The 25,379-nt window shown below is 60.5% G+C and carries 22 protein-coding genes and 2 tRNA genes; 8 read left to right on the top strand and 16 right to left on the bottom strand.

The features are described from left to right. The first annotated feature begins 152 nt into the window (after window positions 1-152). The 3 genes from yhjD to ACJ8J4_RS22000 all read left to right on the top strand — a co-directional run bounded on the left by yhjD (window position 153) and on the right by ACJ8J4_RS22000 (window position 3,692). Window positions 153-1,172: an inner membrane protein YhjD gene (gene yhjD / locus ACJ8J4_RS22010; protein WP_025304632.1), complete on the top strand. Its 1,020-nt coding sequence runs from the start codon at window positions 153-155 to the stop codon at window positions 1,170-1,172. A 329-nt stretch (window positions 1,173-1,501) separates the two neighbouring features. Next, on the top strand, window positions 1,502-2,824 hold the full coding sequence (locus ACJ8J4_RS22005) for an MFS transporter (protein WP_043142943.1): 1,323 nt from the start codon (window positions 1,502-1,504) through the stop codon (window positions 2,822-2,824). A gap of 100 nt (window positions 2,825-2,924) precedes the next feature. Beyond that, entirely contained in the window at window positions 2,925-3,692 is a 768-nt protein-coding gene (locus tag ACJ8J4_RS22000; RefSeq protein WP_025304633.1) for a CDP-diacylglycerol diphosphatase, read from the top strand. Here the strand turns inward: ACJ8J4_RS22000 and ACJ8J4_RS21995 are convergent, their stop codons facing one another. Both ACJ8J4_RS21995 and pdeH read right to left on the bottom strand, forming a co-directional pair. Then, window positions 3,693-5,732: an AsmA family protein gene (locus ACJ8J4_RS21995; protein ID WP_149570073.1), complete on the bottom strand. Its 2,040-nt coding sequence runs from the start codon at window positions 5,730-5,732 to the stop codon at window positions 3,693-3,695. Between the two features lie 90 nt (window positions 5,733-5,822). Next, window positions 5,823-6,614 carry a cyclic-guanylate-specific phosphodiesterase gene (pdeH, locus tag ACJ8J4_RS21990; protein ID WP_043142934.1) on the bottom strand — a complete coding sequence of 264 codons (792 nt, stop codon included), beginning with the start codon at window positions 6,612-6,614 and terminating at the stop codon, window positions 5,823-5,825. A gap of 238 nt (window positions 6,615-6,852) precedes the next feature. On the opposite strand from pdeH, the gene ACJ8J4_RS21985 reads away from it, so the two are divergent. Together ACJ8J4_RS21985 and ACJ8J4_RS21980 are read left to right on the top strand one after the other, a co-directional pair. Continuing rightward, window positions 6,853-7,788, top strand: coding sequence for a sugar kinase (locus ACJ8J4_RS21985; RefSeq protein WP_264383763.1), 936 nt, complete (start codon window positions 6,853-6,855; stop codon window positions 7,786-7,788). Window positions 7,789-8,023: 235 nt separating this feature from the next. Then, complete coding sequence (locus tag ACJ8J4_RS21980) at window positions 8,024-8,725, top strand: LuxR family transcriptional regulator (protein WP_060448493.1); 702 nt, start codon at window positions 8,024-8,026, stop codon at window positions 8,723-8,725. Between the two features lie 47 nt (window positions 8,726-8,772). On the opposite strand, the gene ilvC is transcribed toward ACJ8J4_RS21980, so the two are convergent. After that, window positions 8,773-10,248, bottom strand: a complete 1,476-nt coding sequence (ilvC, locus tag ACJ8J4_RS21975; RefSeq protein ID WP_025304638.1) for a ketol-acid reductoisomerase — start codon at window positions 10,246-10,248, stop codon at window positions 8,773-8,775. 168 nt (window positions 10,249-10,416) lie between these two features. Between ilvC and ilvY the strand changes: the two genes are divergently transcribed. After that, window positions 10,417-11,307 (top strand): HTH-type transcriptional activator IlvY, encoded by an 891-nt coding sequence (ilvY, locus tag ACJ8J4_RS21970; protein ID WP_004929971.1) that lies wholly within the window; start codon window positions 10,417-10,419, stop codon window positions 11,305-11,307. Between the two features lie 9 nt (window positions 11,308-11,316). On the opposite strand, the gene ACJ8J4_RS21965 is transcribed toward ilvY, so the two are convergent. From ACJ8J4_RS21965 to ACJ8J4_RS21920, 10 genes are all read right to left on the bottom strand, one after another. Beyond that, a complete protein-coding gene (locus ACJ8J4_RS21965) occupies window positions 11,317-12,018 on the bottom strand; it encodes a DUF2461 domain-containing protein (protein ID WP_141999152.1) in 702 nt (233 codons plus the stop codon). A gap of 21 nt (window positions 12,019-12,039) precedes the next feature. Further along, window positions 12,040-12,618: a hypothetical protein gene (locus ACJ8J4_RS21960; RefSeq protein ID WP_025304641.1), complete on the bottom strand. Its 579-nt coding sequence runs from the start codon at window positions 12,616-12,618 to the stop codon at window positions 12,040-12,042. Beyond that, on the bottom strand, window positions 12,618-13,613 hold the full coding sequence (locus ACJ8J4_RS21955; protein WP_025304642.1) for a hypothetical protein: 996 nt from the start codon (window positions 13,611-13,613) through the stop codon (window positions 12,618-12,620). The genes ACJ8J4_RS21960 and ACJ8J4_RS21955 overlap by 1 nt, the downstream gene beginning before the upstream one ends. A 112-nt stretch (window positions 13,614-13,725) precedes the next feature. Next, window positions 13,726-15,270 (bottom strand): threonine ammonia-lyase, biosynthetic, encoded by a 1,545-nt coding sequence (gene ilvA, locus ACJ8J4_RS21950; protein WP_015379394.1) that lies wholly within the window; start codon window positions 15,268-15,270, stop codon window positions 13,726-13,728. 5 nt (window positions 15,271-15,275) lie between these two features. After that, a complete protein-coding gene (gene ilvD, locus ACJ8J4_RS21945) occupies window positions 15,276-17,126 on the bottom strand; it encodes a dihydroxy-acid dehydratase (RefSeq protein ID WP_015379395.1) in 1,851 nt (616 codons plus the stop codon). 106 nt (window positions 17,127-17,232) lie between these two features. After that, entirely contained in the window at window positions 17,233-18,159 is a 927-nt protein-coding gene (locus tag ACJ8J4_RS21940) for a branched-chain amino acid transaminase (RefSeq protein WP_033636413.1), read from the bottom strand. Between the two features lie 23 nt (window positions 18,160-18,182). Then, entirely contained in the window at window positions 18,183-18,440 is a 258-nt protein-coding gene (ilvM, locus tag ACJ8J4_RS21935) for an acetolactate synthase 2 small subunit (RefSeq protein ID WP_004929955.1), read from the bottom strand. Continuing rightward, on the bottom strand, window positions 18,437-20,083 hold the full coding sequence (gene ilvG / locus ACJ8J4_RS21930; RefSeq protein ID WP_043142918.1) for an acetolactate synthase 2 catalytic subunit: 1,647 nt from the start codon (window positions 20,081-20,083) through the stop codon (window positions 18,437-18,439). The genes ilvM and ilvG overlap by 4 nt, the downstream gene beginning before the upstream one ends. A gap of 142 nt (window positions 20,084-20,225) precedes the next feature. Beyond that, window positions 20,226-20,324 (bottom strand): ilv operon leader peptide, encoded by a 99-nt coding sequence (gene ilvL, locus ACJ8J4_RS21925; RefSeq protein ID WP_013814970.1) that lies wholly within the window; start codon window positions 20,322-20,324, stop codon window positions 20,226-20,228. Between the two features lie 133 nt (window positions 20,325-20,457). Next, complete coding sequence (locus ACJ8J4_RS21920) at window positions 20,458-21,690, bottom strand: MFS transporter (protein ID WP_025304644.1); 1,233 nt, start codon at window positions 21,688-21,690, stop codon at window positions 20,458-20,460. A gap of 341 nt (window positions 21,691-22,031) precedes the next feature. Here ACJ8J4_RS21920 and ACJ8J4_RS21915 point away from each other — a divergent pair, with 341 nt between their 5' ends. Then, a complete protein-coding gene (locus tag ACJ8J4_RS21915) occupies window positions 22,032-23,555 on the top strand; it encodes a YifB family Mg chelatase-like AAA ATPase (RefSeq protein ID WP_043142915.1) in 1,524 nt (507 codons plus the stop codon). A 27-nt stretch (window positions 23,556-23,582) separates the two neighbouring features. Here ACJ8J4_RS21915 and ACJ8J4_RS21910 read toward each other — a convergent pair whose 3' ends face one another. Beyond that, window positions 23,583-23,921 carry a DUF413 domain-containing protein gene (locus tag ACJ8J4_RS21910; protein ID WP_004929946.1) on the bottom strand — a complete coding sequence of 113 codons (339 nt, stop codon included), beginning with the start codon at window positions 23,919-23,921 and terminating at the stop codon, window positions 23,583-23,585. Between the two features lie 119 nt (window positions 23,922-24,040). Here ACJ8J4_RS21910 and hdfR point away from each other — a divergent pair, with 119 nt between their 5' ends. Next, window positions 24,041-24,868, top strand: coding sequence for an HTH-type transcriptional regulator HdfR (hdfR, locus tag ACJ8J4_RS21905; protein WP_025304646.1), 828 nt, complete (start codon window positions 24,041-24,043; stop codon window positions 24,866-24,868). A gap of 269 nt (window positions 24,869-25,137) precedes the next feature. Here hdfR and ACJ8J4_RS21900 read toward each other — a convergent pair. Both ACJ8J4_RS21900 and ACJ8J4_RS21895 read right to left on the bottom strand, forming a co-directional pair. Then, window positions 25,138-25,213: transfer RNA gene (locus tag ACJ8J4_RS21900), tRNA-Trp, on the bottom strand. Window positions 25,214-25,264: 51 nt separating this feature from the next. Beyond that, window positions 25,265-25,341 (bottom strand) — tRNA-Asp (locus ACJ8J4_RS21895). Window positions 25,342-25,379: the final 38 nt, after the last annotated feature.

Here is a 25,379-nt window from a genome sequence, read left to right as displayed (position 1 = left end):
CCTATCGCGCCATCGTCGGCATTTCATGCCGGGCGCTAACGCGTTAAGCTCGGAAATTGACCGTTTGCCGCCCCGGCGCTCAAAACGCCGCGAGGCTTTGGCTATAATCAATACGGATACATGCCGTTTAACGTTAAGGAAATCGTGAAGTAATGCCTACAGGACCAGACCAGGAACGCCGCCAGCCCGCACAAGACACGCCGCCGAAGCCGCTTATCGCCATCAAGACCGGCCATGAGACCCTCGACCGCCGCATTGGTGGTTTTTCACGTCTGATTGAACGCATCAAAGCCTGGCCGAGCGTTGCGCACCTGCTGCGCGCGGCCGAACGCTTTAACGATCGGCTGGGTAGCCAGTTCGGCGCCGCCATCACCTATTTTTCATTCCTCTCGCTGATCCCGATCCTGATGGTGTCATTCGCCGCCGCCGGTTTCGTGCTGGCCTCCAACCCGGATCTGCTGGCCCGATTGATCAACCGGATCGTCGGCAGCATCAGCGATCCAACGCTGGCCAGCACGCTGAAGAACACCGTCAACACCGCCATTCAGCAGCGTACCACCGTGGGGTTGACCGGTCTGGCGCTGGCGCTCTATTCCGGCATCAGTTGGATGGGCAACCTGCGCGAGGCGATCCGCGCACAGTCGCGTGACGTCTGGGAGCGCAATCCGCAGGATCAGGAGAAAATCTATTTCAAGTACACCCGCGACTTCATCTCGCTGACCGGCCTGGTGGTCGCGCTGATCATTACGCTGTCGCTGACCTCGGTCGCCGGATCGGCACAGGCGGCGATCGTCAACGCGCTGGGGTTGGACGGCATCGAATGGCTGCGGCCGGCGTTGACGACGATCGCGCTGTCGATCTCGATTTTCGCCAACTATCTGCTGTTCCTGTGGATTTTCTGGATGCTGCCGCGCCACAAACCGAAGAAAAAAGCGCTGCTGCGCGGTACCTTGCTCGCGGCTATCGGATTTGAGGTGATCAAGTTCGTGATGACGATGACGCTGCCGCAGGTGGCGAAGTCGCCTTCCGGCGCGGCCTTCGGCTCGGTGATCGGGCTGATGGCGTTCTTCTACTTCTTCGCCCGTTTGACGCTGTTTTGTGCCGCCTGGATCGCTACCGCCGACTACAAAGGCGACAAAGCCTTGCCGGAACGCGAGCCACCGGCCCCCTGAAGCCATGCAATCGTGCCGGTGTTATCGCACACACCGGCACTTTCCTCTGGTTAATAAGCAAAAATCCAGTCAATCCCTCTAAATCATGCGGCATGGCATTCGGAAAACCAGCATAACAAACTACCCATTCACTTTTCTTTTCCGTTTTTACAGCCATTCCCTCTGTATGAAACCCATTTCTCAACGTTTAACGCTACAGAAAAGAAGCCAGGTAAAACATTAGTCTTTTTAACCGGTTAGCGGCGGCGCAGCCCAGAGTTACAGCGTTGAAAAGGCGGAATGCTGTCACTAAGATGGATTTTTACCCCCTCCAACAATAAGAAATAGATATGCAAGCCACCATCGCACCCCCACTCGACGCCGACGACGCGTCTACACCGGTGAATTCCCGCGGGAAAGTCATCGTCGCCTCGCTGGTCGGCACCGCCATCGAGTTCTTCGACTTTTACATCTATGCCACCGCCGCGGTGATCGTGTTCCCGCACATCTTCTTCCCGCAGGGCGACCCGACCACCGCGACGCTGCAGTCGCTGGCCACCTTCGCCGTCGCCTTTGTCGCGCGGCCTATCGGCTCTGCGCTGTTCGGCCACTTCGGCGATCGCGTGGGGCGCAAGGTGACGCTGGTCGCCTCGCTGCTGACCATGGGGATTTCCACCGTGCTGATCGGCCTGCTGCCGAGCTATGAAACCATCGGCATCTTCGCCCCTATCCTGCTGGCGCTGGCGCGCTTTGGCCAGGGTCTGGGGCTGGGCGGCGAATGGGGCGGCGCCGCCCTGTTGGCAACGGAGAACGCGCCGGCCAAAAAGCGCGCGCTATACGGCTCTTTCCCCCAGTTGGGCGCCCCGATCGGCTTCTTCTTCGCCAACGGCACCTTCCTGCTGCTCTCCTGGCTGCTGAGCGATCGGCAGTTTATGGAATGGGGCTGGCGCGTGCCGTTCATTCTCTCCGCCGCGCTGGTGCTGATTGGCCTGTACGTGCGGGTATCGCTGCATGAAACGCCGGTGTTCGCCAAAGCGGCCAAGGCCGGCAAACAGGTAAAAGTGCCGCTCGGCACGCTGCTGAGCAAGCATCTGAAAGCCACCATCCTCGGCACCTTCATCATGCTGGCGACCTACACGCTGTTTTATCTGATGACGGTGTATTCGATGACCTACGGCACCGCGCCGCAGCCGCTGGGCCTCGGCTACTCCCGTAACAGCTTCCTGTGGATGCTGATGGTGGCGGTGATCGGTTTCGGCGTGATGGTGCCGATCGCCGGCCTGCTGGCGGACGCGTTCGGCCGCCGCAAGACCATGATCGCCATTACCCTGCTGATGATCGGCTTCGCGTTTCTGTTCCCGACCCTGCTGGGCTCCGGCAACCAGGCGCTGGTCATGGGCTTCCTGCTGTGCGGCCTGAGCATCATGGGGCTGACCTTTGGCCCGATGGGCGCGCTGCTGCCGGAGCTGTTCCCTACCGAAGTGCGCTATACCGGCGCGTCGTTCTCCTACAACGTCGCGTCGATCCTCGGCGCGTCCGTGGCGCCTTATATCGCCACCTGGCTGGCGGCCCATTACGGGCTGTTCTACGTCGGCATGTACCTGGCGGCAATGGCCGGGTTGACGCTACTGGCTCTGCTGTTGATGAAAGAAACCCGCCACCAGTCGCTGTGATCCCCTGCGGCCCCCTCACTGCGGGGGCCGCACGCGTTGTTCGTTTCCTGTCATAAAACCGGGCTATGCTGGATGTTTATCTCGGTAACAGGATCGGCCGATGTCTCTGCGTCGTGGGGTATTTGTCTGCGTTGCGCTGCTGGCGGCTCTCGCCATCGCGCTCTATTACGGGTTGAAGCCCGACCATCCCGATGCGCTGTGGCGCATCGTCAGCCAGCAATGTCTGCCCAATCAGCAAGCGCATGACAACCCGGCGCCCTGCAAGCAGGTGGATGTGCAGGCCGGCTTCGTGGTGTTTAAAGATCGCAACGGACCGCTGCAATACCTGCTGATGCCCAGCGCCAAAATCACCGGGATAGAAAGCCCGGCGGTGCTGGATGCCGCCACGCCGAATTTCTTCGCCCAGGCCTGGCGCGCGCGCCACGTGATGGCGGAACGCTATGGCAAACCCATCGACGACGGTGATATTTCACTGGCCATCAATTCGGAATATGGCCGCACGCAAAACCAGCTGCACATTCATATCTCCTGCCTGTTGCCGGCGGTAAAACAGCGCTTGGCGCAGATCGGCCCCGATTTCATCGAGCAATGGCAACCGCTGCCCGGCGGCCTGTTGGGACATGACTATCTGGGGCGGCGGGTAACCCCTGCCGAGCTGGAGCAACAGGGCGCCTTCCGCCTGTTGGCTGCCGGCCTGCCGCGCGCCGACGGGCGCATGGGCAGCTTCGGCCTGGCGATGACCGCGCTGCCGGACGGCGATTTCCTGCTGCTGGCGACCGAGCGCAGCCTGCTGCCGTTCACCCTGGCCTCGGCGGAAGAGATCCAGGATCACGACTGCCGGCTGCTTACGCCACCGCCGCGCGCCTGATTATTTTTTGCCTTTCATCTCCCGCAGGATCTGCCCGCACTGGTTCTCCTCGCCGCCTTCACTGGGCGAGACCAGCGCCAGCAGCGCCGCCGCCGGCGTCAGCACCGCCCCCAACGCCACCGCCGCCGCGCCGCGCGCGATCAGCGGCCCGGCTTTCACCCCGGCGTCCGGGTGCTTGAAGGTGCCTTTCACGTACAGCGGCGATCGCAGGGTCAGCACGCGCATCCCCTTGCTTTCCGGATCGATGGATAAATCCAGCCGCTCTGTGGCGAGGTTAGTGTTACCGGTGATGTTGATCACCGCGTTCTCGGTGTCGAACACGAACAGCCGCGGCGCGGCGACGCCGCTGCGGATGCCGACGTCCGCCGCCGCGCAGTTGATGCCTACCACGTCGTCACCGAACAATTGCGCCACCAGATAGTTGCCGACGTTCAGACCGAGGATCTCCATCAGGCTACGGCTGATCACCCCGTTATTGATCAGCAGGCGCAGATCGCCGTTGCTGGTCGCCAGCAGCTCGGCCACTGAATTACCGCTGCCCGTCAGCCTCGCGTCGCCGTTCATCTGCCCGAGGCTGCGCTTCATCGCCGCCACGTTAGGCAATAGCTGTTTGAGCTGGAGTTTGCGCGCGTGCATATCTACCTGGCCGCGCATCGGCTTTTTGCCGCCGTCGAGGCGCACCACGGCGTTCAGGCTGCCGCCCGCCATGCCGAAGCGCAGCGGATCCAGACGCAACTCGCCATTGTTCAGCTTCAGGTGCGTGGCCAGATCGCTCAGCGGTAAATCGCTGCCGCGCTCGATGCGCGCGGCGGCAAACTTCACGTCCGCATCCATCTTGCTCCAGCTTTGCGTATCGAACTGTTCAACCGGCAGCACCTTATCCGCCGGCTGGCGGCTCTTCTCGCCGCGGCCGGCTTTGGCAGCGTTGGAATCCGCGCCGATCAGCGGCGCCAGATCCGCCAGCCTCAGCTGCCGGGAGCTCACCGCGCCACTCAGCGTCGGCCGCGGTTTAGCGGCAACGTATTTCAAGTCGCCATGAATGTCGCTGTCGCCGATTTTGCCGTCGAATTTCTGATATTCGAACACGGCGCCGCCCGGCTGGTGCAGGCGGGCAATCAGATGGCCATCGGTCGCATACGGCGGCGTGTTCGGCAGCAGCACGCCGGTCAGGCCATAGAGATTCCCCAGGCTTTCACCGGAAAATTTCAGCTGCACGTCCAGGCCGCCGAGGTTCAGCGGATCGGACAAGGTGCCCGCCACCGCCACCCGGGTGCTGCCGGAGCGCACGTCGGCCTGCAGCGGGAACGGCAGATCGGCGCTCTGCAGTGACAGCATGCCGCCGATCTTGCCGCTGCCGCTCAGCGGTTCGCCGTTATATTTGCCTTTCACTTGCCAGCCGAAAACATAATCGGGTGTAGCGACCTTGCCGCCGCTCTGTTTGCCGGTCACTTCACTGAACGGCAGCGGTTTGCCGAGCGGATCGATAACGGCGCGGAAATCCGCCTTCAGCGTGGCGTCTTTAAAGGCGATCTGTCCCTTGTCGAACACGATATCGTGCACAGTGAACGACCAGGCGGAAGGCGGCTGCTTGGGATCCTGGCCGCCGGCCAGGTCAAACGTCCAGTTGTTGTCGCCGTTGGCCAGGCGTTGCAACGACGCATTCGGCTGCTTGAGCCAGATGCGCGGGATCAGCAGTTCTTTCCTCAGCAGCGCCAGCGGTGCGATGCTGGCGTCGACGCGCTGCAGCGTCACCATGCTGTCGCCGGGGATGTTTTTCGGATTACCCAACCACACGTCTTCGGCGTGAATATGCGGCCAGGGCACCCAGGCGCGCCAGCCGCCCTCCTCAGGGTTACGCGACCAGTCGACGCCCAGATCGCCGCGGATGGCGAAGGGCCGCCGCAGTTCGGCCGACACCTTGTCGTTGATGGTAGGCTTGAGTCGATTCCAGTCGAAGGTGGCGATGAAGATCGCCAGCGCGGCGAGCACCAGCAGCACAATGCCGCCCAGCCAGCTGAAAACCTTTCCTGTTCTTGTCATAGGGCTCCCTCAGCACATAAACCGGGCTGCCGAATGAAAGGAAAAGGAATGAGCAGCCCCGTTTAAGCCTAGCTGAGGATAGGCCGGAGTTCACGCCGGCGCGCCGGGCGCGGCAAACAGCGTCGGTACGCTGTGTAAAGTTTCAAAGCACGCCGGGCGGGAAAGATAGTAACCCTGCGCGGCCAACGCGCCGGAACGCTGCACCAGCCGCCACTCCTGTTCGGTTTCCACGCCTTCGACGATCACCCCGTCGCTGTGCTGATTCATCATCTTGATCAGGGTGCCGAGCAGCTGTACGCCCTCTTCCGACTGTTTGAGCAAGGTGAACAATTCGCGCGCCACCTTGATGTATTGATAGCGCCAGGCGCCGACGGCGGAGAAGTTGGCCAGCCCGCTGCCGAAATCGTCCAGCCACAACCGTTCGCCGCCGACGATCTGCTGTAACGGGCGGTTTGACGCCGTTGCGGCTTGCTCCACCAGCTCGAAGCGCAGGTAGGGCATCTCGGCGATCTGCCGTTGCAACGCGTCATGACGCTGCAACGCTTGCAGCGCCATACCATCGATATTGACCGACACCATCACCGCGTGGCGAATGAACAACGCCTGCCAGCGCTGCAACAGCGCCAACTGCTCCTGGATCACCCGCAAACGCTGGGCGACGCCGAGCGAGGCAAAATACTGTTCCGGGGATTGCCGTTTGTCCGGCTCATTAGGGTGATACACCGCCGTCAGCAGTTCCACCGCCAGCAACGCGCCGCTGGTGCGATAAATCGGCTGGAAGGTATACAAGCGCCGGCATTGCCGCCAGTAGCGCCGCGATTTGGCGCAGGCATAGAGGGCAAAACAGGGCGCCAGCAGACCCGAGATCAGGTTGGTTATCATCGGTACTATCGCCGTGGCGGGGAAGTGAGAGCGCTGCCGCTGTTTCTTTACCCAGCTTATCGGCCGCGCCGCGTAAAACTTTAAGCACGAATTACCGCAGGCTTTCCTCTTCACCCTGTTGGCGTTGGTCGATCGCGATCATAAAAAATTAAAACGCTGTTTTAATTTATTGACTCCCTGACCGCCTTACGTGGAGACTGGCGGCTGTTGCTTCTTCTTTAGCCAGGGCTTATTGACGATGACTATCCGAAATCTCGCCGTGATCGGCGAATGCATGATCGAGCTGTCACAGCAGGGCGCACAGCTGACGCGCGGCTTTGGCGGCGATACCCTCAACACCGCCGTCTACCTTGCCCGCCAAATGCCGGAACAGACGCTGCAGGTGCATTACGTCACCGCACTCGGCACCGACAGCTTCAGCGGCGAGATGCTGCAGGCCTGGCGGCAGGAGAACATCGAAACCGGGTTGATTCAGCAGTTGGACAACAAATTGCCGGGCCTGTACGTCATCGAAACCGACGCCGCCGGCGAACGCACCTTCTACTACTGGCGCAACGACGCCGCCGCCCGGTATTGGCTTGCGGGACCGCAGGCCGACGCACTGTGTGCCCGGCTGGCGCAGTTCGATTACCTGTATCTCAGCGGCATTAGCCTGGCGATCCTCGCGCCTGCCGACCGCACGAAGCTGCTGGCGCTGTTGCGCCGCTGCCGCGCCAACGGCGGCCAGGTTATCTTCGACAACAACTACCGTCCGCGCCTGTGGCAAAGCCGTGAGGAAACGCAGCTGGCCTACCGCGAGGTGCTGGCCTGCACCGACATCGCCTTCCTGACGCTGGATGACGAAGCGTTGCTGTGGGGAGCACAGCCGGTTGAACAGGTGGTGGCACGCACACAGGCGCTCGGCGTCGGCGAGATCGTTATCAAACGCGGCGCGGATGCCTGTCTGGTGTTCAGCGTGGAGGGAGAGCGGCTTGAGGTACCGGCGATCGCACTGCCGCCGGAGCGCGTGGTGGATACCACCGCAGCAGGCGACTCTTTCAGCGCCGGTTACCTGGCGGTACGCCTGAACGGCGGCAGCGCCCAGCAGGCGGCGCAGCGCGGCCATCTGCTCGCCGCATCGGTGATCCAACATCGCGGCGCCATCATTCCCGCAGCAGCGATGCCCAACCAATAAGACGACGGCGAGGTGACCTCGCCGCCGGCGCGATGGCTCCCAGACGTATTGATGAGAGGATGATTGAAGAATTTCCCTGGCGTTGGCTTATTGATACCCAGAACTGCTAAGCTCAGGTCTTGGCATTGCCGACTTTTTGAATTTATTAGCCGAGTATAAATTTCAATCCGCCGCACTGACTAGCTGGACTTTGGTGCAGGTCGGGCTGAATCGCCGAACGACAGGGAGGTTACCGATGGCCGTCGCATTCGCCAACGCCGTCGCCGCAAGACTGCATCTGGACAGCCGGCTGCACGCCTTCGGCAGATTCAAATATGCTTATTTGACCTTCAACAAACACCATCCCGATCGCCATCTGTTGGTATCGAGCTACCCGCAAGAATGGCTGAACATCTACAGCGACAATCGCTATCAACGCATCGACCCCGTCGTGCGCGCCGCCCATAGTCGCTGCGCGCCCTTTATGTGGCACGACACCCCAATCACCACCGAGGATCGGCATTACCGGAAGATCTTCAGCCAGGCACGGGAGTACGACATCGTGCACGGCTGCAGCTTTGTTTTGCACGATCACGACAACAACCTGGCGATCTTGTCGATCAGCGCGACGGCGGCCGATGACGCCGAACTGCGGCAGCTGATGGAAGACGAAAGGGCCAACCTGCAGATGGTCTTGGTCGATACCCACCAGCACGCGCTGACATTGGCCAATGCCGAGGCGAACCGGGCGGATCGACTCTCGCCGCGCGAAGGGGAAATTCTCTATTGGGCCAGCCAGGGCAAAACCTACCACGAGATCGCGCTGATCCTGGGGATCAAAACCCGTACGGTGAAGTTTCACATCGGCAATGCGGTGCGTAAGCTGGGGGTCACGAACGCCAAACACGCGATCCGGCGCTGTCTCGAGCGGCAGCTTATCGCACCGCCGGAAGCATAAAAAAGCCGGCATCGCTGCCGGCTCTTTGTGCTTTGCCTTGCGGAAAATCAGCCCGCGACGGCGATGCGTTTCATGTCAGTCATGTAGCCACGCAGTTTACGGCCAACGGTTTCGATAGGGTGGCTGCGCACCGCTTCATTCACGTCGCGCAGTTGCGCGTTGTCCACCGCCGTACCCGCCACGGCTTTGCCCAAATCGCCCGCCTGCAGAGTGGTCATGAAGTCTTTCAGCAACGGCACCGCCGCGTTGGCGAACAGGTAGTTGCCGTACTCCGCGGTATCGGAGATGACCACGTTCATTTCATACAGACGCTTACGCGCAATGGTGTTGGCGATCAACGGCAGCTCGTGCAGTGACTCGTAGTAAGCCGACTCTTCGATGATACCGGCATCGACCATGGTTTCGAACGCCAGCTCGACGCCTGCTTTCACCATCGCCACCATCAGCACGCCGTGATCGAAGTACTCTTGTTCACCGATCTTGCCTTCAAACTGCGGCGCATTCTCGAACGCGGTTTTGCCGGTCTCTTCGCGCCAGGTCAGCAGTTTCACGTCGTCTTCCGCCCAGTCGGCCATCATGCCGCTGGAGAACGCGCCGGAGATGATGTCGTCCATGTGCTTCTGGAACAGCGGTGCCATGATGGTTTTCAGCTGTTCGGACAGCGCATAGGCACGCAGCTTGGCCGGGTTGGACAGGCGATCCATCATCAGGGTGATGCCGCCCTGCTTCAGCGCTTCGGTGATGGTTTCCCAGCCGAACTGAATCAGTTTCTCGGCGTAAGCCGGATCGGTGCCCTCAGCAACCAGCTTGTCGAAGCACAGCAGCGAACCCGCCTGCAGCATGCCGCACAGAATAGTCTGCTCGCCCATCAAATCGGATTTCACTTCAGCGACGAAGGAAGACTCCAGCACGCCGGCGCGGTGGCCGCCGGTCGCCGCCGCCCAGGCCTTGGCGATCGCCATGCCTTCGCCTTTCGGATCGTTTTCCGGGTGAACCGCAATCAGGGTCGGCACGCCGAAGCCGCGCTTGTACTCTTCACGCACTTCGGTGCCCGGGCATTTCGGCGCTACCATCACCACGGTGATGTCTTTGCGCACCTGCTCACCCACTTCAACGATGTTGAAGCCGTGGGAGTAACCCAGCGCCGCGCCGTCTTTCATCAGCGGCTGCACCGCGCGCACTACGGAAGAGTGCTGCTTGTCCGGCGTCAGGTTGACCACCAGATCCGCTTGCGGGATCAGGTCTTCGTAGGTGCCGACCTTAAAGCCGTTTTCGGTCGCCTTGCGCCAGGAAGCGCGCTTCTCGTCGATCGCTTCTTTGCGCAGGGCATAGGCGACATCCAGACCGGAATCGCGCATGTTCAGCCCCTGGTTCAGGCCCTGGGCGCCACAGCCGACAATCACCACTTTTTTACCTTTCAGGTAGCCGGCTTCGTCAGCAAATTCGTCGCGCGCCATAAAGCGGCATTTACCCAATTGCGCCAACTGCTGACGCAGGTTCAATGTGTTGAAATAGTTAGCCATGGTGGTACTCCGGTTTGATGTTGTCTTGCATTGTTATTTTCATTCCCCGCCCTGTCTGTGCGGAGATTCGTTAAACTCAATGTATAACAGGAAATGCGTTGCTTAAATTGATATATTGAGAACGTGACATTGCAATTTTTGCAACACTCTCACTGCGAGCGTATCGATATGGATTTACGTGATTTAAAGCTGTTCTTGCATCTGGCCGAAAGCCATCACTTCGGGCGCACCGCCAAGGCGATGCACGTCAGCCCGTCGACGCTCTCCCGCCAGATCCAGCGGCTGGAAGAGATCCTCGGGCAGCCGCTGTTCCTGCGCGATAACCGCACCGTGCAGCTCACCGACGCCGGCGAACAGCTGAAAGAATTCGCCCAGCAAACGCTGCTGCAGTATCAGCAGCTGAAGCACTCGCTCGGCCAGCACGGCCCTTCGCTGAGCGGCGAACTGCGGCTGTTCTGCTCGGTGACCGCGGCGTACAGCCACCTGCCGCCGATCCTCGACCGCTTCCGCGCGCAGCACCCGCTGGTAGAGATCAAGCTGACCACCGGCGACGCCGCCGACGCGGTCGACAAGGTGCAGTCCAACGAGGCCGATCTCGGCATCGCCGGCCGGCCGGAAACGCTGCCCGCCAGCGTGGCGTTCACCAAAATCGGCGAAATTCCGCTAGTGCTGATCGCGCCGGCGCTGCCCTGTGCGGTGCGCAGCCAGGCGTTCGCCGACAAGCCCGACTGGGCCGAGATCCCGTTCATCCTGCCGGAGCACGGCCCCTCGCGAAAACGCATCGAGCTGTGGTTCCGCCGCCATCGCATCAGCAATCCGCTGATTTACGCTACCGTCGGCGGCCACGAGGCCATCGTGTCGATGGTGGCCCTGGGCTGCGGCATCGCGCTGATCCCAAGCGTGGTGGTGGACAACAGCCCGGAGCCGGTACGTAACCGCATCTCGCAGCTGGATAACATCTCGATGGTCGAACCGTTTGAACTGGGGGTCTGCGTTCAGAAAAAGCGCCTCAGCGATCCGTTGATCGACGCCTTTTGGCGGTTACTGCATCCCCGCTGACGCGGGGTTTCAAAGGTCTGCCGGATCGATCTGCTTCATCGTCTCTACCTGCATCAACCAGTGGTAGAGCGGCTCAAGCTGCAAAAATGCCCCGGCCAGCAGCGACGCCAGATCGGCGTTGAACAGCTTTTCCACTTCGCTGTCCGTCACCATCACCGCAAACGACTTGCGGTTGTACCAGGTGGCGATCTCCGCCGCCTGTTCCTTCACCAGCGGGCGCTTGTAGCGCTCGCCCACCAGCTCGAACGGCGGCCGGCAGCAGGCGGCCACCTCCAGGAAAGGCTGCGGCCGCTGCCTCAGCGTATGGCGGAACAGATCCATGGTCGGCTTGTTGGCGCTGTAGTAGCCGAGCCCATAGCGCAGCATGTCCGGCCCCAGTTCGAAAAAGTAGACCGGCGCGTCTTTCCAGTCTTTACTCGGGCGCTTGAACGTCAGCCACATGCGGCTGCGGTAGCGCGATTTATCGTGAGAAAACCGCGTATCGCGATGAATGCGCGACAGCGTTTTGCCGATCGCCGGGCGGGTCTCGAACTGCGGGTCGATCGCCAGCATGCCGGGAGCCAGTTGCTCCACCAGCGCGCGAAACGGCGCCAGCAGCTCGCGATCGTAGATGTCGCGATTGCCGTCGAACCAGGCCTTATCGTTCTCGATCCGCACCTGCTGCAGGAAATTCAGGCCCTGCTGGCTAAAGCCGGAGAAAGGTTGCGTCATAAGTTTTTCCGTTCTGACGGTTTATCGGGTGTTGCGCAGATCTTCCCTCTGCCAACGGCGTTTGATAAACACGCGCCGACGCGTGCGGAAATAGGCGACATACAGGTAGAACGCCGCCCGGTTGCTGAACAGCGCACCGCCAACCACGCCCCCCAGCAGCAGGGCGCCGGTGGCGATGCCGGTCATGCCCGCCGCCCACGCCGCCGCGGCGCCGAGGCAACACAGGCCGAGCATGCCAAGGTAATATTGCAACAATACCACCCCGCTGTTTTTACCCTGCACCAGTTGGAACAGGATCAACGTCATCCACACCGCCACGATCGCGCCGCTGCCCATCAACACGGCGGCGGAGGTCTTGCCGCTCCAGGCGGCCGCCACATCCGTGACCAGACCCATCACGCCCGCCAGCCCCAGCGTCAGGCACACCATCAGCAACATGACGTTGCCGACGCCCGGCGGCGACAACCGCTGGCCCGGCGTCATGAAATGCTGCTCGAGCTGCGCATCCACACCGGCGAAAAGAGCGCGATCGCGCGCCGCGATTTGGCTTTCCATCTCCCGACCCTGCACGATCAGGCGTTTAATCATCCACTCCGCCATTACCTCACCATCTGCGGCAATTTCTGCATAATGCCCACAAAATACTGCCCGGTGGTTTTCACATTCACCGGCGCCGACAGGGTGCCGCTGATGCCGCTGCCGACAAACGTCAACGCGTTATTGAGCGCCGAGTGCAATTGCTGGCGCAGCCCGTTTTGGATCGCTTCCGTCGGGTAGCGTTTCGGGTACAGGCCGTTCTTCACCATCTCTTTCAAGACGTTGTTGGAAATTCCCGGATTTTCCGCCCGAATGATGTTTTCGGTCAGTCGCTTCCTTTCGCTGCGGGGCATGCTTTTCAGCCACTCCGTCGCCTTGCGCGCCGAAATGCGGCGCATGGCGCGATAGGTCATCGTCGCTTCCTTCAGGGCGGCCCCGGCGCTGGCCAGCGAGATCACATCGAGCACGGTACTGGTGGCGATATACCACTGCTCTGAATCGAGCTGAGCCAATTCATCGCCTTTCCCGTCATAAAGCTTGTTGACGCGGTACAGCCCATTACCGCACTGCAACGCGCTGGCGGCCATGCCGGCATAGCCCAGATAAGCCACCGCTGAGCTGGTACCGCCGGTAAATGGCACGGCGACGCTGCCCGACGCCAGTAAAAAGACCGATACCAGCAGCGTTCCACACGACAGCGCGGCCGAGGCCAGCTCTTTGCTGACGCTGGGTTTGCTCAACGCTTCCGACAGCGTATTGGTCGCGGCAACGCGCGAGGTATGAGCCACCGTTTTGCTGATGACCACGTGGGTAACCTGCGAAGCGTTCGAGTAACCGGTGTGCTGCGTCGGGCGGACTAAAAATGAGTTTTGCCCGTCGGAAAAAATAATTCCCACGCCATGAAAGGCGAGGCTGCAGTCCAGCGAGTCCTGCAAGGCTTGCAGATTAATATCGCGATAGAATTCTTGTACGCCGGTATTGCCCAACAGGCGGGCAAACTCGGCGTTGGTCAAATCGTCTTCGGGAGAACCGAACGGCGTAGAAAAAGCAGTTTTCATTGTCGTGCATCCCTATACGTCAGAAGTCTTGGCAGTATAAAAATGCACGACAAAATCACAACCGCACAACCCATAAACTGACTCATGCGTCACGGTTACTTATCAATCCGACTCACCCCTGCAAAAAGAAGCGGAACGCCGGGTTGTCGGTTTCATCGTGGCAATCGTAGCCCAACGCCTGCAGGTGCCGCTCGAATTCCGGCTCGGATTGCGCCAGCTCGAAGGCCGCCAGCACCCGGCCGAAGTCGGTACCGTGGCTGCGATAGTGGAACAGCGAAATGTTCCAGTGCGTGCCCAGCGTTTGCAGGAACTTCAGCAGCGCGCCCGGCGACTCCGGAAACTCAAAGCTGTACAGCCGTTCGCGCAGCGGCTTCGACGGACGCCCGCCCACCATGTAGCGCACGTGCAGCTTGGCCATCTCGTCGTCCGACAGATCCACCACCTGGTAACCGTCGGCGTTGAGTTCGTCGATGATCTCCCGCCGTTCGGCGTGGCCGCGCGTCAGCCGCACGCCGACGAAAATGCAGGCGTTGTCGGCATCGGCGTACCGGTAGTTGAATTCGGTCACCGAGCGGCCGCCCAGCAGTTGGCAGAACTTGAGGAAGCTGCCCTGCTGTTCCGGAATGGTCACCGCCAGCAGCGCTTCGCGCTGTTCACCCAGTTCGCAGCGCTCGGAAACGTAGCGCAGCCCGTGGAAGTTGAGGTTGGCGCCGGACAGCACGTGCGCCAGACGCTCGCCCTGAATATTGTGCTGCTGGACGTACTTTTTCAGCCCCGCCAAAGCCAGCGCGCCGGAAGGTTCGGCAATGGCACGCACGTCCTCGAACAGATCTTTGACCGCCGCGCAGATGGCGTCGCTGTCCACGGTGATCACGTCGTCCAGATACTCACGGCACAGGCGGAACGTTTCGTCGCCGATGCGCTTCACCGCCACGCCTTCGGCGAACAGCCCGACGCGCGCCAGATCCACCGGATGGCCGGCATCCAGCGCCGCGCGCAGGCAGGCGGAGTCTTCCGCTTCGACGCCGATCACTTTGATCTGCGGCATCAGCTGTTTGATCAGCACTGCCACCCCGGCGGCCAAGCCGCCGCCGCCGACCGGCACGAAGACCCGATCCAAATGCGCGTCTTGCTGCAACAGCTCCATCGCCAGCGTGCCCTGCCCGGCGATCACCGTCGGGTGATCGAACGGCGGCACGAAGGTCATGCCCTGCTGTTGGGAAAGCTCGATTGCCTTCGCTTTGGCCTCGTCGAAATTGGCGCCGTGCAGCAACACTTCGCCGCCGAAGCCGCGCACCGCATCCACCTTGATGTCCGCGGTGGACACCGGCATCACGATCAGCGTTTTGATCCCCAGCCGTTTACCGGAGAAGGCGACGCCCTGCGCGTGGTTGCCGGCCGAAGCCGTCACGACGCCGCGCGCCTTCTGCTCTTCGTCCAGCCCGGCGATCATCGCATAGGCCCCGCGCAGCTTGAAGCTGTGCACCGGCTGGCGATCTTCGCGCTTCACCAAAATGGTGTTGCCGAGACGCGAAGAGATTTTGCTCATGGCCTGCAACGGGGTGACCTGCGCCACCTCGTAAACCGGCGAGCGCAGTACCGCTCGCAGATATTCTGCGCCGCAGGGGGCGCTGGGTAGGGGTTGAGAGACCGCCATGCTGTTTATCCCCCCAGTTTGCTCTTGTCGCGCACCGCGCCTTTGTCGGCGCTGGTGGCCAACGAGGCGTAGGCGCGCAGCGCGAAGGACACCTGACGTTCACGGTTTTTCGGCGTCCAGGCCGCGTCGCCGCGCGCCAGTTCCGCCTCATGCCGCGCCGCCAACTCCTGCTCGCTGACATCCAGCTGGATGCCGCGATGAGGAATGTCGATCGCGATCATGTCGCCGTCCTGCACCAGGGCGATCAGGCCGCCGTTGGCCGCTTCCGGCGAAGCGTGGCCGATGGACAACCCGGAGGTGCCGCCGGAGAAACGCCCGTCGGTGATCAGCGCACACGCCTTGCCCAGCCCCATCGATTTCAGGTAGGTGGTTGGGTAAAGCATTTCCTGCATGCCCGGCCCGCCTTTCGGCCCTTCGTAGCGAATCACCACTACGTCGCCCGCCACCACTTTGCCGCCGAGGATCGCTTCTACCGCGTCGTCCTGGCTTTCATACACTTTGGCCGGGCCGCGGAAGGTGAGGATTTCTTTGTCCACGCCGGCGGTTTTGACGATGCAGCCGTTTTCCGCCAGGTTGCCGTACAGTACCGCCAACCCGCCGTCCTGACTGTAGGCGTGCTCACGGGTGCGGATGCAGCCTTCCTTGCGGTCGGTGTCCAGCGAATCCCAGCGGCAATCCTGAGAGAATGCCTGCGTGGTGCGGATACCGGCCGGCCCGGCGGAGTACATTTTCTTGACGCTTTCGTCGCGGGTCAGCATCACGTCGTAAGCTTCCAGCGTCTGCGGCAGGGTCAGCCCCAACACGTTGTTCACCTCGCGGTTCAGCAAGCCGGCGCGATCCAACTCGCCAAGGATGCCGATCACGCCGCCGGCGCGGTGCACGTCTTCCATGTGATATTTCTGCGTGCTCGGCGCCACCTTGCACAGGTGCGGCACTTTGCGCGACAGGCGATCGATGTCTTCCATGGTGAAGTCCACCTCGCCTTCCTGCGCCGAAGCCAGCAGGTGCAGCACGGTGTTGGTCGAGCCGCCCATGGCGATGTCCAGCGTCATGGCGTTTTCAAACGCCGCCTTGTTGGCGATATTGCGCGGCAGCGCGCTTTCGTCATCCTGCTCGTAATAGCGTTTGGTCAGCTCGACGATGCGCTTGCCGGCGTTGAGGAACAGTTCCTTGCGATCGGCGTGGGTGGCCAGCAGCGAGCCGTTGCCCGGCTGCGACAGGCCCAGCGCTTCGGTCAGGCAGTTCATCGAGTTGGCGGTAAACATGCCGGAGCAGGAGCCGCAGGTCGGGCAGGCGGAACGCTCGATCTGCTCGCTGTCGGCGTCGCTGACGTTCGGGTTCGCACCCTGGATCATCGCGTCTACCAGATCCAACTTGATGATCTGGTTGGAGAGTTTGGTTTTGCCGGCTTCCATCGGGCCGCCGGAAACGAAGATCACCGGAATGTTCAGGCGCAACGCCGCCATCAGCATGCCTGGGGTGATTTTGTCACAGTTGGAGATGCACACCATCGCGTCGGCGCAGTGGGCGTTCACCATGTATTCGACCGAGTCGGCGATCAGCTCGCGCGACGGCAAGGAATAGAGCATGCCGCCGTGGCCCATGGCGATGCCGTCATCCACCGCGATGGTGTTGAACTCTTTGGCCACGCCGCCGGAGGCTTCGATCTGTTCGGCGACCAGTTTGCCCAGATCGCGCAGATGCACGTGGCCCGGCACGAACTGGGTAAAGGAGTTGACCACGGCGATGATCGGCTTGCCGAAATCGGCGTCGGTCATCCCGGTCGCGCGCCACAATGCGCGGGCACCCGCCATATTGCGGCCATGGGTGGTGGTGGCGGAACGGTACTTAGGCATGCTCTTTTCACTCCAAATGTATTTATGACAGGCGGCGAACGAACCGCCTGGATATTCTTATCTTGTCTGTCTTGTCGTCCGCCACGCGGCGCGGCGAGCCTTGTCGTTACGGGTTTACCGGATCCAGCCAACCGTATTTGTCTTCGGTCTTGCCGCTGAACAGGCCGAAGAACGCCTGTTGGATCTGTTTGGTCACCGGGCCGCATTTGCCGATGCCGACCTGAATGCCGTCCACGCTGCGTACCGGCGTAATCTCCGCCGCAGTGCCGGACATGAACACTTCGTCGGCCAGGTACAGCGATTCGCGCGACAGCACCTGCTCACGCACTTCGAAGCCCATGTCTTTCGCCAGCTTGATGATCGCGTCACGGGTGATGCCCGGCAATGCCGAAGAGGTGAACGGCGGGGTGTAAATCACGCCGTCTTTCACTTCAAACAGGTTCTCGCCCGCCCCTTCGGAAATGTAGCCGTGCACGTCGAGCGCGATGCCTTCCTGATAGCCGTGGCGACGCGCTTCGCTGCCCACCAGCAGGGAGGAAAGATAGTTACCGCCGGCCTTGGCCGCAGTGGGGATCGTGTTTGGTGCGACGCGGTGCCAGGAGGAGACCATCGCATCGATGCCTTGATCCAGCGCTTCTTCACCCAGGTAAGCGCCCCAAGGAAACGCCGCGATAATCACGTCCGTTTTGTAACCGGCCGGCGGGTTGACGCCCATGCCGACATCGCCGACGAACACCAGCGGGCGAATGTACGCGCTGACCAGGTTGTTCTTGCGCAGCGTAGCGCGGCAGGCTTCCATCAGCTCGTCGACGCTTTGCGACACCGGCATGCGGTAGATTTTCGCCGAATCGTGCAGGCGCTGCATATGCTCGCGATGACGGAATACCACTGGCCCCAAGTGCGAGTCATAGCAGCGTACGCCTTCAAACACCGACGTGCCGTAATGCAACGCGTGCGACATCACGTGCACTTTGGCCTCGGCCCAAGGCACCATCTCACCATTGAACCAAATGTAATCGGCTTTCTTAGTCATTGTTATTTATCCTTCTCAGCGCCTCAGGCGCGTATTTGTTGTGATGTTGGCTGCTGGATCTCGACGCAGGAGACGTCCATCAGTTTGCTTAATTGAGATGACAACAGGGCGACCGGGCGCGGGCTGGCAACGGTCAATTCGATATTGATGCTGTCGGCGTTGGCCGGGGAAACCATATTCATAGCACAAACCTGAAAGCCGCGATGACGCACGACCCGCAATACGCGCTCTAACATTTCGGGGCGAAAACGCGCCTGGATCGAGAGTTGATGCTGCATCATGATATTTCCTCCAACATGGTTTCGTTACCGGCGCCCGGCGGCACCAGCGGCCAGACGTTTTCGAGTTCGTCGATAGAGACCTGCAGCAGATAAGGGCCCTCGGTATTGAACAGCGCCTCGAGCGCGCCCTCCACCTGATCCTTGCGGCTGATGCGCTGGCCGGGAATGCCGAAGGCGGCGGCCAGCATCAGGAAGTCGGGGTTATCGGACAGGTTGGTTTCGCTGTAGCGGCCGTCGAAGAACAGCTGCTGCCATTGGCGCACCATTCCGAGACGCTGGTTGTCCAGCAGCACGATCTTCAGCGGCAGCCGTTTGCGCTTGATAGTGCCCAGTTCCTGCACGTTCATCATGAAGGAACCATCGCCCGAGACGCAGATCACCGTATCTTGCGGACGCGCGATCTGGGCCCCGACCGCCGCCGGCACGCCGAACCCCATGGTGCCGAGGCCGCTGGAGGTGATGAAATTCTCCGGGCGCTCGAACGTCATGTGCTGCGCGCTCCACATCTGGTGCTGGCCGACGTCGGTGGTCACCACGCTGTTGGCCGGCTTGCGGGCGGACAGCTGGCGCAAGAACAGCGGCGCGTAGATCGGCTGGCCGGGGTGATCGTAGCGGCAGACGTGCTCGGCTTTCAGCGCCATCACCTGCTGCTGCCAGGCGGCGATGTTCAGCGGGCGCTGCAACGCCGGCAGCAACGTTTTCAAATCGCCTTGCAGGGCGACATGCGCCTGGCGCAGCTTGCTCATCTCCGCCGGGTCGATATCCATGTGGATCACTTTGGCGTGCGGCGCGAAGGCGTTCAGCTTGCCGGTCACGCGGTCATCGAAACGCGCGCCGACGGCGATCAACAGATCGCACTCCTGCACCGCCAGGTTGGCAGCCTTGGTGCCGTGCATGCCCAGCATACCGAGGTACAGCGGATCTTGCGCATCCGGCGCGCCCAGCCCCTTCAGGGTGGCGACGTTCGGCATGCGGGTCACGGCGATGAACTCGCGCAGCGCCGGCACCGCCTGGGCCATGCCCACGCCGCCGCCGACGTACAGCATCGGTTTGTGCGCCTGCGCCAGCAGCTCGGCCGCCTCTGCCAACGCCGCCGCCGGGAACGCCGGCGCTTCATCGACCGGCATCAGGTGCGGATGCAGGTCGCCCTGCGCCAGCTGGATGTCTTTCGGGATATCGATCAGCACCGGGCCGGGACGGCCGCCGGCGGCGATGGCGAATGCTTCCGCCATGATGCCCGGCAAGGCGTCCAGCGATTCCACCAGGAAGCTGTGCTTGGTGCAGGCCAGAGACAGGCCGAGAACATCGATCTCCTGAAAGGCATCGGTGCCGATCAGCGCGGAGCCCACCTGGCCGGTGATGGCGACAACGGGAACAGAATCGAGCAGCGCATCAGCCAGGCCGGTGATCAGGTTGGTGGCGCCGGGGCCGGAAGTGGCGATACAGACACCGACTTTGCCGGTGGCGCGGGCGTAGCCGATGGCGGCCATGGCGGCGCCCTGTTCATGGCGGCACAGCAGGTGTTCCACGCCGCCGTCGTACAGCGCATCGTACACCGGCATGATTGCCCCGCCCGGATAGCCGAATACGGTATCCACCCCCTGCGTACGCAACGCTTGAACTACCCACTGAGCGCCATTCATGGTTATTTCCCCGCCTTACTTCGAAAATCGCAGGATTTTGTTCTGTTTTTCATGCTCTGCCCCTTGCTCCACTTTTCTCTTGCCAATAAAAAACCCCCGGACCTGACGGTGCGGGGGTTCTCTTGCGATTCCGGCTTGTTTGCTAAGCCTTTCTTCGTCCAAGTGCAGCCCCGCACGGTGGGATAATAATCACCACCACGCTAATCACGACTAGGCTAATCACTTGGGCAAAGGCTTTCATAATGGGTTTGTTCACTGTGCTCATTCAGAACTAATGCTTACAGAGGTACCACAGCCGCGCGCGACATGACAACACTTTTTTTGCGTTATTATTCGGCGCAATCTGGTCATACCTCACGCGAATCGCTTCTCTTTCACACGTTGGCGCGCACGCCCGGATTTTTCACCGCGTCGGTGATCGCCTTGCCGCGCGTATCCTTGCCGAAGAACACCAACAGGGCGATCGCCACCGCCACCGTACCGGCGACGATCGCCATCGCCAGGCCGTAATTATGCCCATGATGCTCGGCGATGGTGGCTTGCAGCGTGGCGTTGACCGAGGCGATCAGGTTGCCCAACTGATACACGAACCCCGGCAGCACCGCGCGGGTGTTGGCCGGCACCAGCTCGGTCAGGTAGGTCGGCACTACGCCCCAGGCGCCCTGCACCATGAATTGCATTAGGAAAGCGCCGATCCCCAACATTAGCGAACCGCTGGAAAATGCCCACAATGGGATCACCGGTAAGGCCAGCAATGCGGCGATAATGATCGCTTTTTTACGACCGATTTTTTCCGATAACGAACCGAAGAAAACGCCACCGATAATTGACGCGATATTGTAGCTAATGGCGATGATACTGACGGTTTTAGGGTCGAAACCGTGCTGAACTTTCAGAAACACCGGATACAGATCCTGCGTGCCGTGAGAGAAGAAATTGAACGCCGCCATCAGCAGCACCAGATAGCAGCATAGCTTCCAGTGGCTCTTCAACACCGGCAATAAAGCCGTACTTTCTTTGCGCTCACGTGCCGCCAGCCACACCGGCGACTCCTGCACGCAATAATAAATAAACGGCAGCAGCAGGATCGGCGCCGCGCCGATGACGAACATGCCGCGCCAGCCGACCGTTTCGAACAGCAGGCCGTACACCACCGCCGCCAGCAGATAACCGAACGGATAGCCGGCCTGGAAAATGCCCGACATCAGGCCGCGCGAGCGGTCCGGTATGGTTTCCATCGCCAATGACGACGCCACACCCCAGATACCGCCCATCGCAACGCCGTACAACACTCGTAACAGCAAGAAGACCGTCAACGAGGGCGCGGCGGCGGAGAGCAGCTCAAACACCGAAAAGAAGACGATATTCAGCATCAGGATCGGTTTGCGGCCATATTTTTCCGCCGCACGCCCGAAGATCAGCGCGCCGATCGGGCGCACCGCCAGCGTGAGCAGAATAGCCAACGTGACCTGTTCCAGACCGACGTGAAAAGATTGCGCGATGTCGCTGAGTAAAAATACCAGCACGAAAAAATCGAAAGCGTCGAGCGTCCAGCTTGAAAAACTGGCAATTGCCGCGTTGCGTTGCAGCGGGGTCCAACCAAACATAGTGTTATCCCTACCGTAGAGTACGAAGTCAGGAGGTTTAGCGGCTGCCGGGCAGACTGCGGCGGCGGTCGGAGTGTGTTAAAGAAGTGATTTTTCTTTTAATCAATTGTTAAATACACCCGTTAACCCTATGGTTGCAATGCGTATGGGCCGCTAATGTGTTGCAGCCTTCAGCGAATTGTTAATGGGTATTGCCGCAGGTTGCGAGGCGGTTCGCACAATCTCGTTCAATTCGATGAAAATCAGTGATTATGCTGCGAGTTTCATGGAAAAAATGCCAAGAACGCCGCGCGGTACCTGGATAAATCGCGCATCATGCCGCCCTCAGCAAGGAGAGCGATATGTCACTGGCGGTAATCTATAGCCGCGCCATCATCGGCGTTCAGGCCCCTTCCGTGACGGTGGAGGTGCATATCAGCAATGGCCTGCCCGGCCTGACGCTGGTCGGTCTGCCGGAAACCACGGTAAAAGAGGCGCGCGATCGGGTGCGCAGCGCCCTGATCAACAACGGTTTCACCTTTCCCGCCCGGCGCATCACCGTCAATTTGGCACCGGCCGATCTGCCGAAAGAAGGCGGGCGTTACGATCTGCCGATAGCGCTGGCGATCCTCGCCGCCTCCGAGCAACTGCCCCTCGCACCGTTGGCACGCTACGAGTTTCTTGGCGAGCTCGCGCTGTCCGGCGCACTGCGTGCGGTCAGAGGCGCCATCCCGGCGGCGCTGGCGGCGGCTGACGCCGGGCGACAATTGATCCTGTCGACGGACAACGCCGCCGAGGTCGGCCTGATCGCACAGTCACAATCCCATACCGCCCAACACCTGTTGGAGGTCTGTGCTTTTTTACTCGGCCAGGGCGAACTGCCGGTGGCCGTCACACCCCCCGCAGCCGGCAATGCGTACGAAAACGCCGATCTGCGCGACATCATCGGCCAGGAGCAGGCCAAGCGGGCGCTGGAGATCGCCGCCGCCGGCGGGCATAACCTGCTGCTGATTGGGCCGCCGGGCACAGGCAAAACCATGCTGGCCAGCCGACTGACGGGCTTACTGCCGCCGCTGACGGAGCCTGAGGCGCTGGAAAGCCTGGCGATCGCCAGCTTGCAACACCCTGTTCTGAGCGCTCTGCCATGGCGCCAGAGGCCGTTTCGCGCGCCGCATCACAGCGCATCGATGGCGGCATTGGTCGGCGGCGGCTCACTGCCGCGTCCGGGCGAGATCTCGATGGCGCATAACGGCGTGCTGTTTCTGGATGAGCTACCGGAATTCGAGCGTAAGGTCCTGGATGCGCTGCGCGAGCCGTTGGAATCCGGCGAGATCGTGATTTCACGCGCCAACGCCAAGGTCTGTTTCCCTGCCAGAGTACAGTTGATCGCGGCAATGAACCCCAGCCCGACAGGGCATTATCAGGGGTTGCACAACCGCGCCTCGCCGCAGCAGATGTTGCGCTATCTGGCTCGGCTGTCAGGGCCTTTTCTCGACCGTTTCGATCTGTCTATCGAAGTGCCGCTGTTGCCGCCGGGTACGCTCAGTAAGCGGCAAACGCAGGGAGAAAGCAGTGAGCTGGTTCAGGAAAGAGTGCAACTGGCACGCGCCCGCCAGCTCGAACGCGCCGGTAAAGTCAATGCGCTGTTGAGCAACCGCGAAGTAGAACGGGATTGCGTGTTGCAGCCGGCAGACGCCGAGTTTCTGGAAGCGACATTAAACGCGTTAGGGCTATCGGTACGCGCCTGGCAGCGCATCCTGAAAGTGGCTCGCACGCTGGCGGATTTGGCGGGAGATACTGAGCTCGACAGGCGCCACCTCAGCGAAGCGCTGGGCTATCGCAGTATGGACCGTCTGTTGTTACAGCTGCATCGTAGTCTGGAATGAAAATGGGGCCCGCAGGCCCCATCGTCTTTAGTCTTCGCTGTCGCTGTAATCTTCCACTGCGTCAGCCTGCGGTTTACCGCCGGACAGAGTATGGAATTTCTTCGGGCGACGTGTGCGCGCCAGATATTTAGCCCATACTTTTTCCTGCTCGGTAGCCGCTTCGCGCTCACCTCGGCACACTGCGACGAACAGCTGTTCTTCTTCAGTCGCTGGCTGGCGTTTACCCGAGTCCAGCTCGTTAAACGCGTAGCCGAAACGCTCTAGCAATTGCGCCTCTTTAATGGTGAAATCGCCGTGACGGGAGAACCCGCGAGGGTAATGTTTATTATCAAAAAAACGATTGGTCGTGGTGAAGCTATCCGCCATCTGACACGCTCCTAATTCTCTTATGGCCGTGCTGTTTATGGCGCGGAGTATTAGATAGGCTTGACAGCGTGTAAAACAAAACATTTAAATCTTAACGACAAATTTTTTTGGAGATAGGTGTGGATACCGAATTACTGAAAACCTTTTTGGAGGTCAGTAGAACGCGTCACTTTGGCAGAGCCGCAGAATCTTTGTACTTAACGCAGTCCGCGGTCAGTTTCCGCATCCGTCAGTTAGAAAACCAGCTGGGCGCAAATTTATTTACCCGTCATCGCAATAATATCCGCCTGACGCCTGCCGGTGAGCGGCTTCTGCCCTATGCCGAAAGCCTGATGAACACCTGGCAGTTGGCGAAGAAGGAGGTCGTGCGTTCGCTGCAACACACCGAGTTGTCGATCGGCGCTACCGCTTCGCTGTGGGAGGCCTATCTGACCCCTTGGTTGCAGGCGCTCTATCAACAACGCGAGGCGCTGCAGCTCGAAGCCAGGGTGGCATTAAGGCACTCTTTGGTAAAACAACTGCATGAAAGGCAGCTCGATTTACTGATCACCACCGAACCGCCGAAGATGGACGAATTGGCCAGCCAACAGCTGAGCAATTTCTCATTACGCCTGTTCTCATCCGCGTATCGTGACAAACAGGCCCCAATGCCCTACATCAAGCTGGAATGGGGAGCCGACTTCCACCAACAGGAAAGCCGCATGTTGGAAGGTGATAACGTGCCGGTCCTCACGACTACCTCCGCTCATCTGACGCGTCAGTTGCTGGAAACCACGGGCGGATGCGCTTTCCTGCCCAGCCAGTGGGAAAAGGAGTATCCGCAGCTGGTGGCCACTACTGAGATCCCGCCGATTATCCGCCCACTGTATGCCGTCTGGTTGCAAAACAGCGATCAACAGCCTTTGATTCGGCAATTACTTAAAATACCTTTAAATACCGCAGCCTAAAGCATTATGGCGGCCTTAAATGCCGTCATCGTGGTAATGACTGTCTATCATGCCAAAAGCCGCCCATCGCCTTCTGAGAGAAGATAATGCAAAACGATAAGAGAATCCGGAGGCGTGCAGGGTAAAGCTCGGAAGAACATGAAGCAGCCAGGATCGGGCAAACCTCGGCATATAGCGTCAAAAGCGCTCTTTTCCAAAGCGGGAATGCACTAAGGGAAGGGATAATAGGTAAAAAAAAAACCCTTTGCTTTCGCAAAGGGTTCTTAATATGGCAGGGGCGGAGAGACTCGAACTCGCGACACCCGGTTTTGGAGACCGGTGCTCTACCAACTGAGCTACGCCCCTAAATCTCGCTTAACATTATGCCTGCTAATAAAGCAGGCATAATTAAATAAGTGGCGGAACGGACGGGGCTCGAACCCGCGACCCCCTGCGTGACAGGCAGGTATTCTAACCAACTGAACTACCGCTCCACCGATTCTTTTACGTTGCATCTCTCGATGCCGGCAAA

Origin of the sequence: Serratia sp. CY47280, from assembly GCF_052168655.1 — a bacterium.
Classification (GTDB): domain Bacteria; phylum Pseudomonadota; class Gammaproteobacteria; order Enterobacterales; family Enterobacteriaceae; genus Serratia; species Serratia bockelmannii.
Note: the sequence above shows the minus strand (reverse complement) of the source record. Positions and strands in the feature narration are given on the sequence as shown.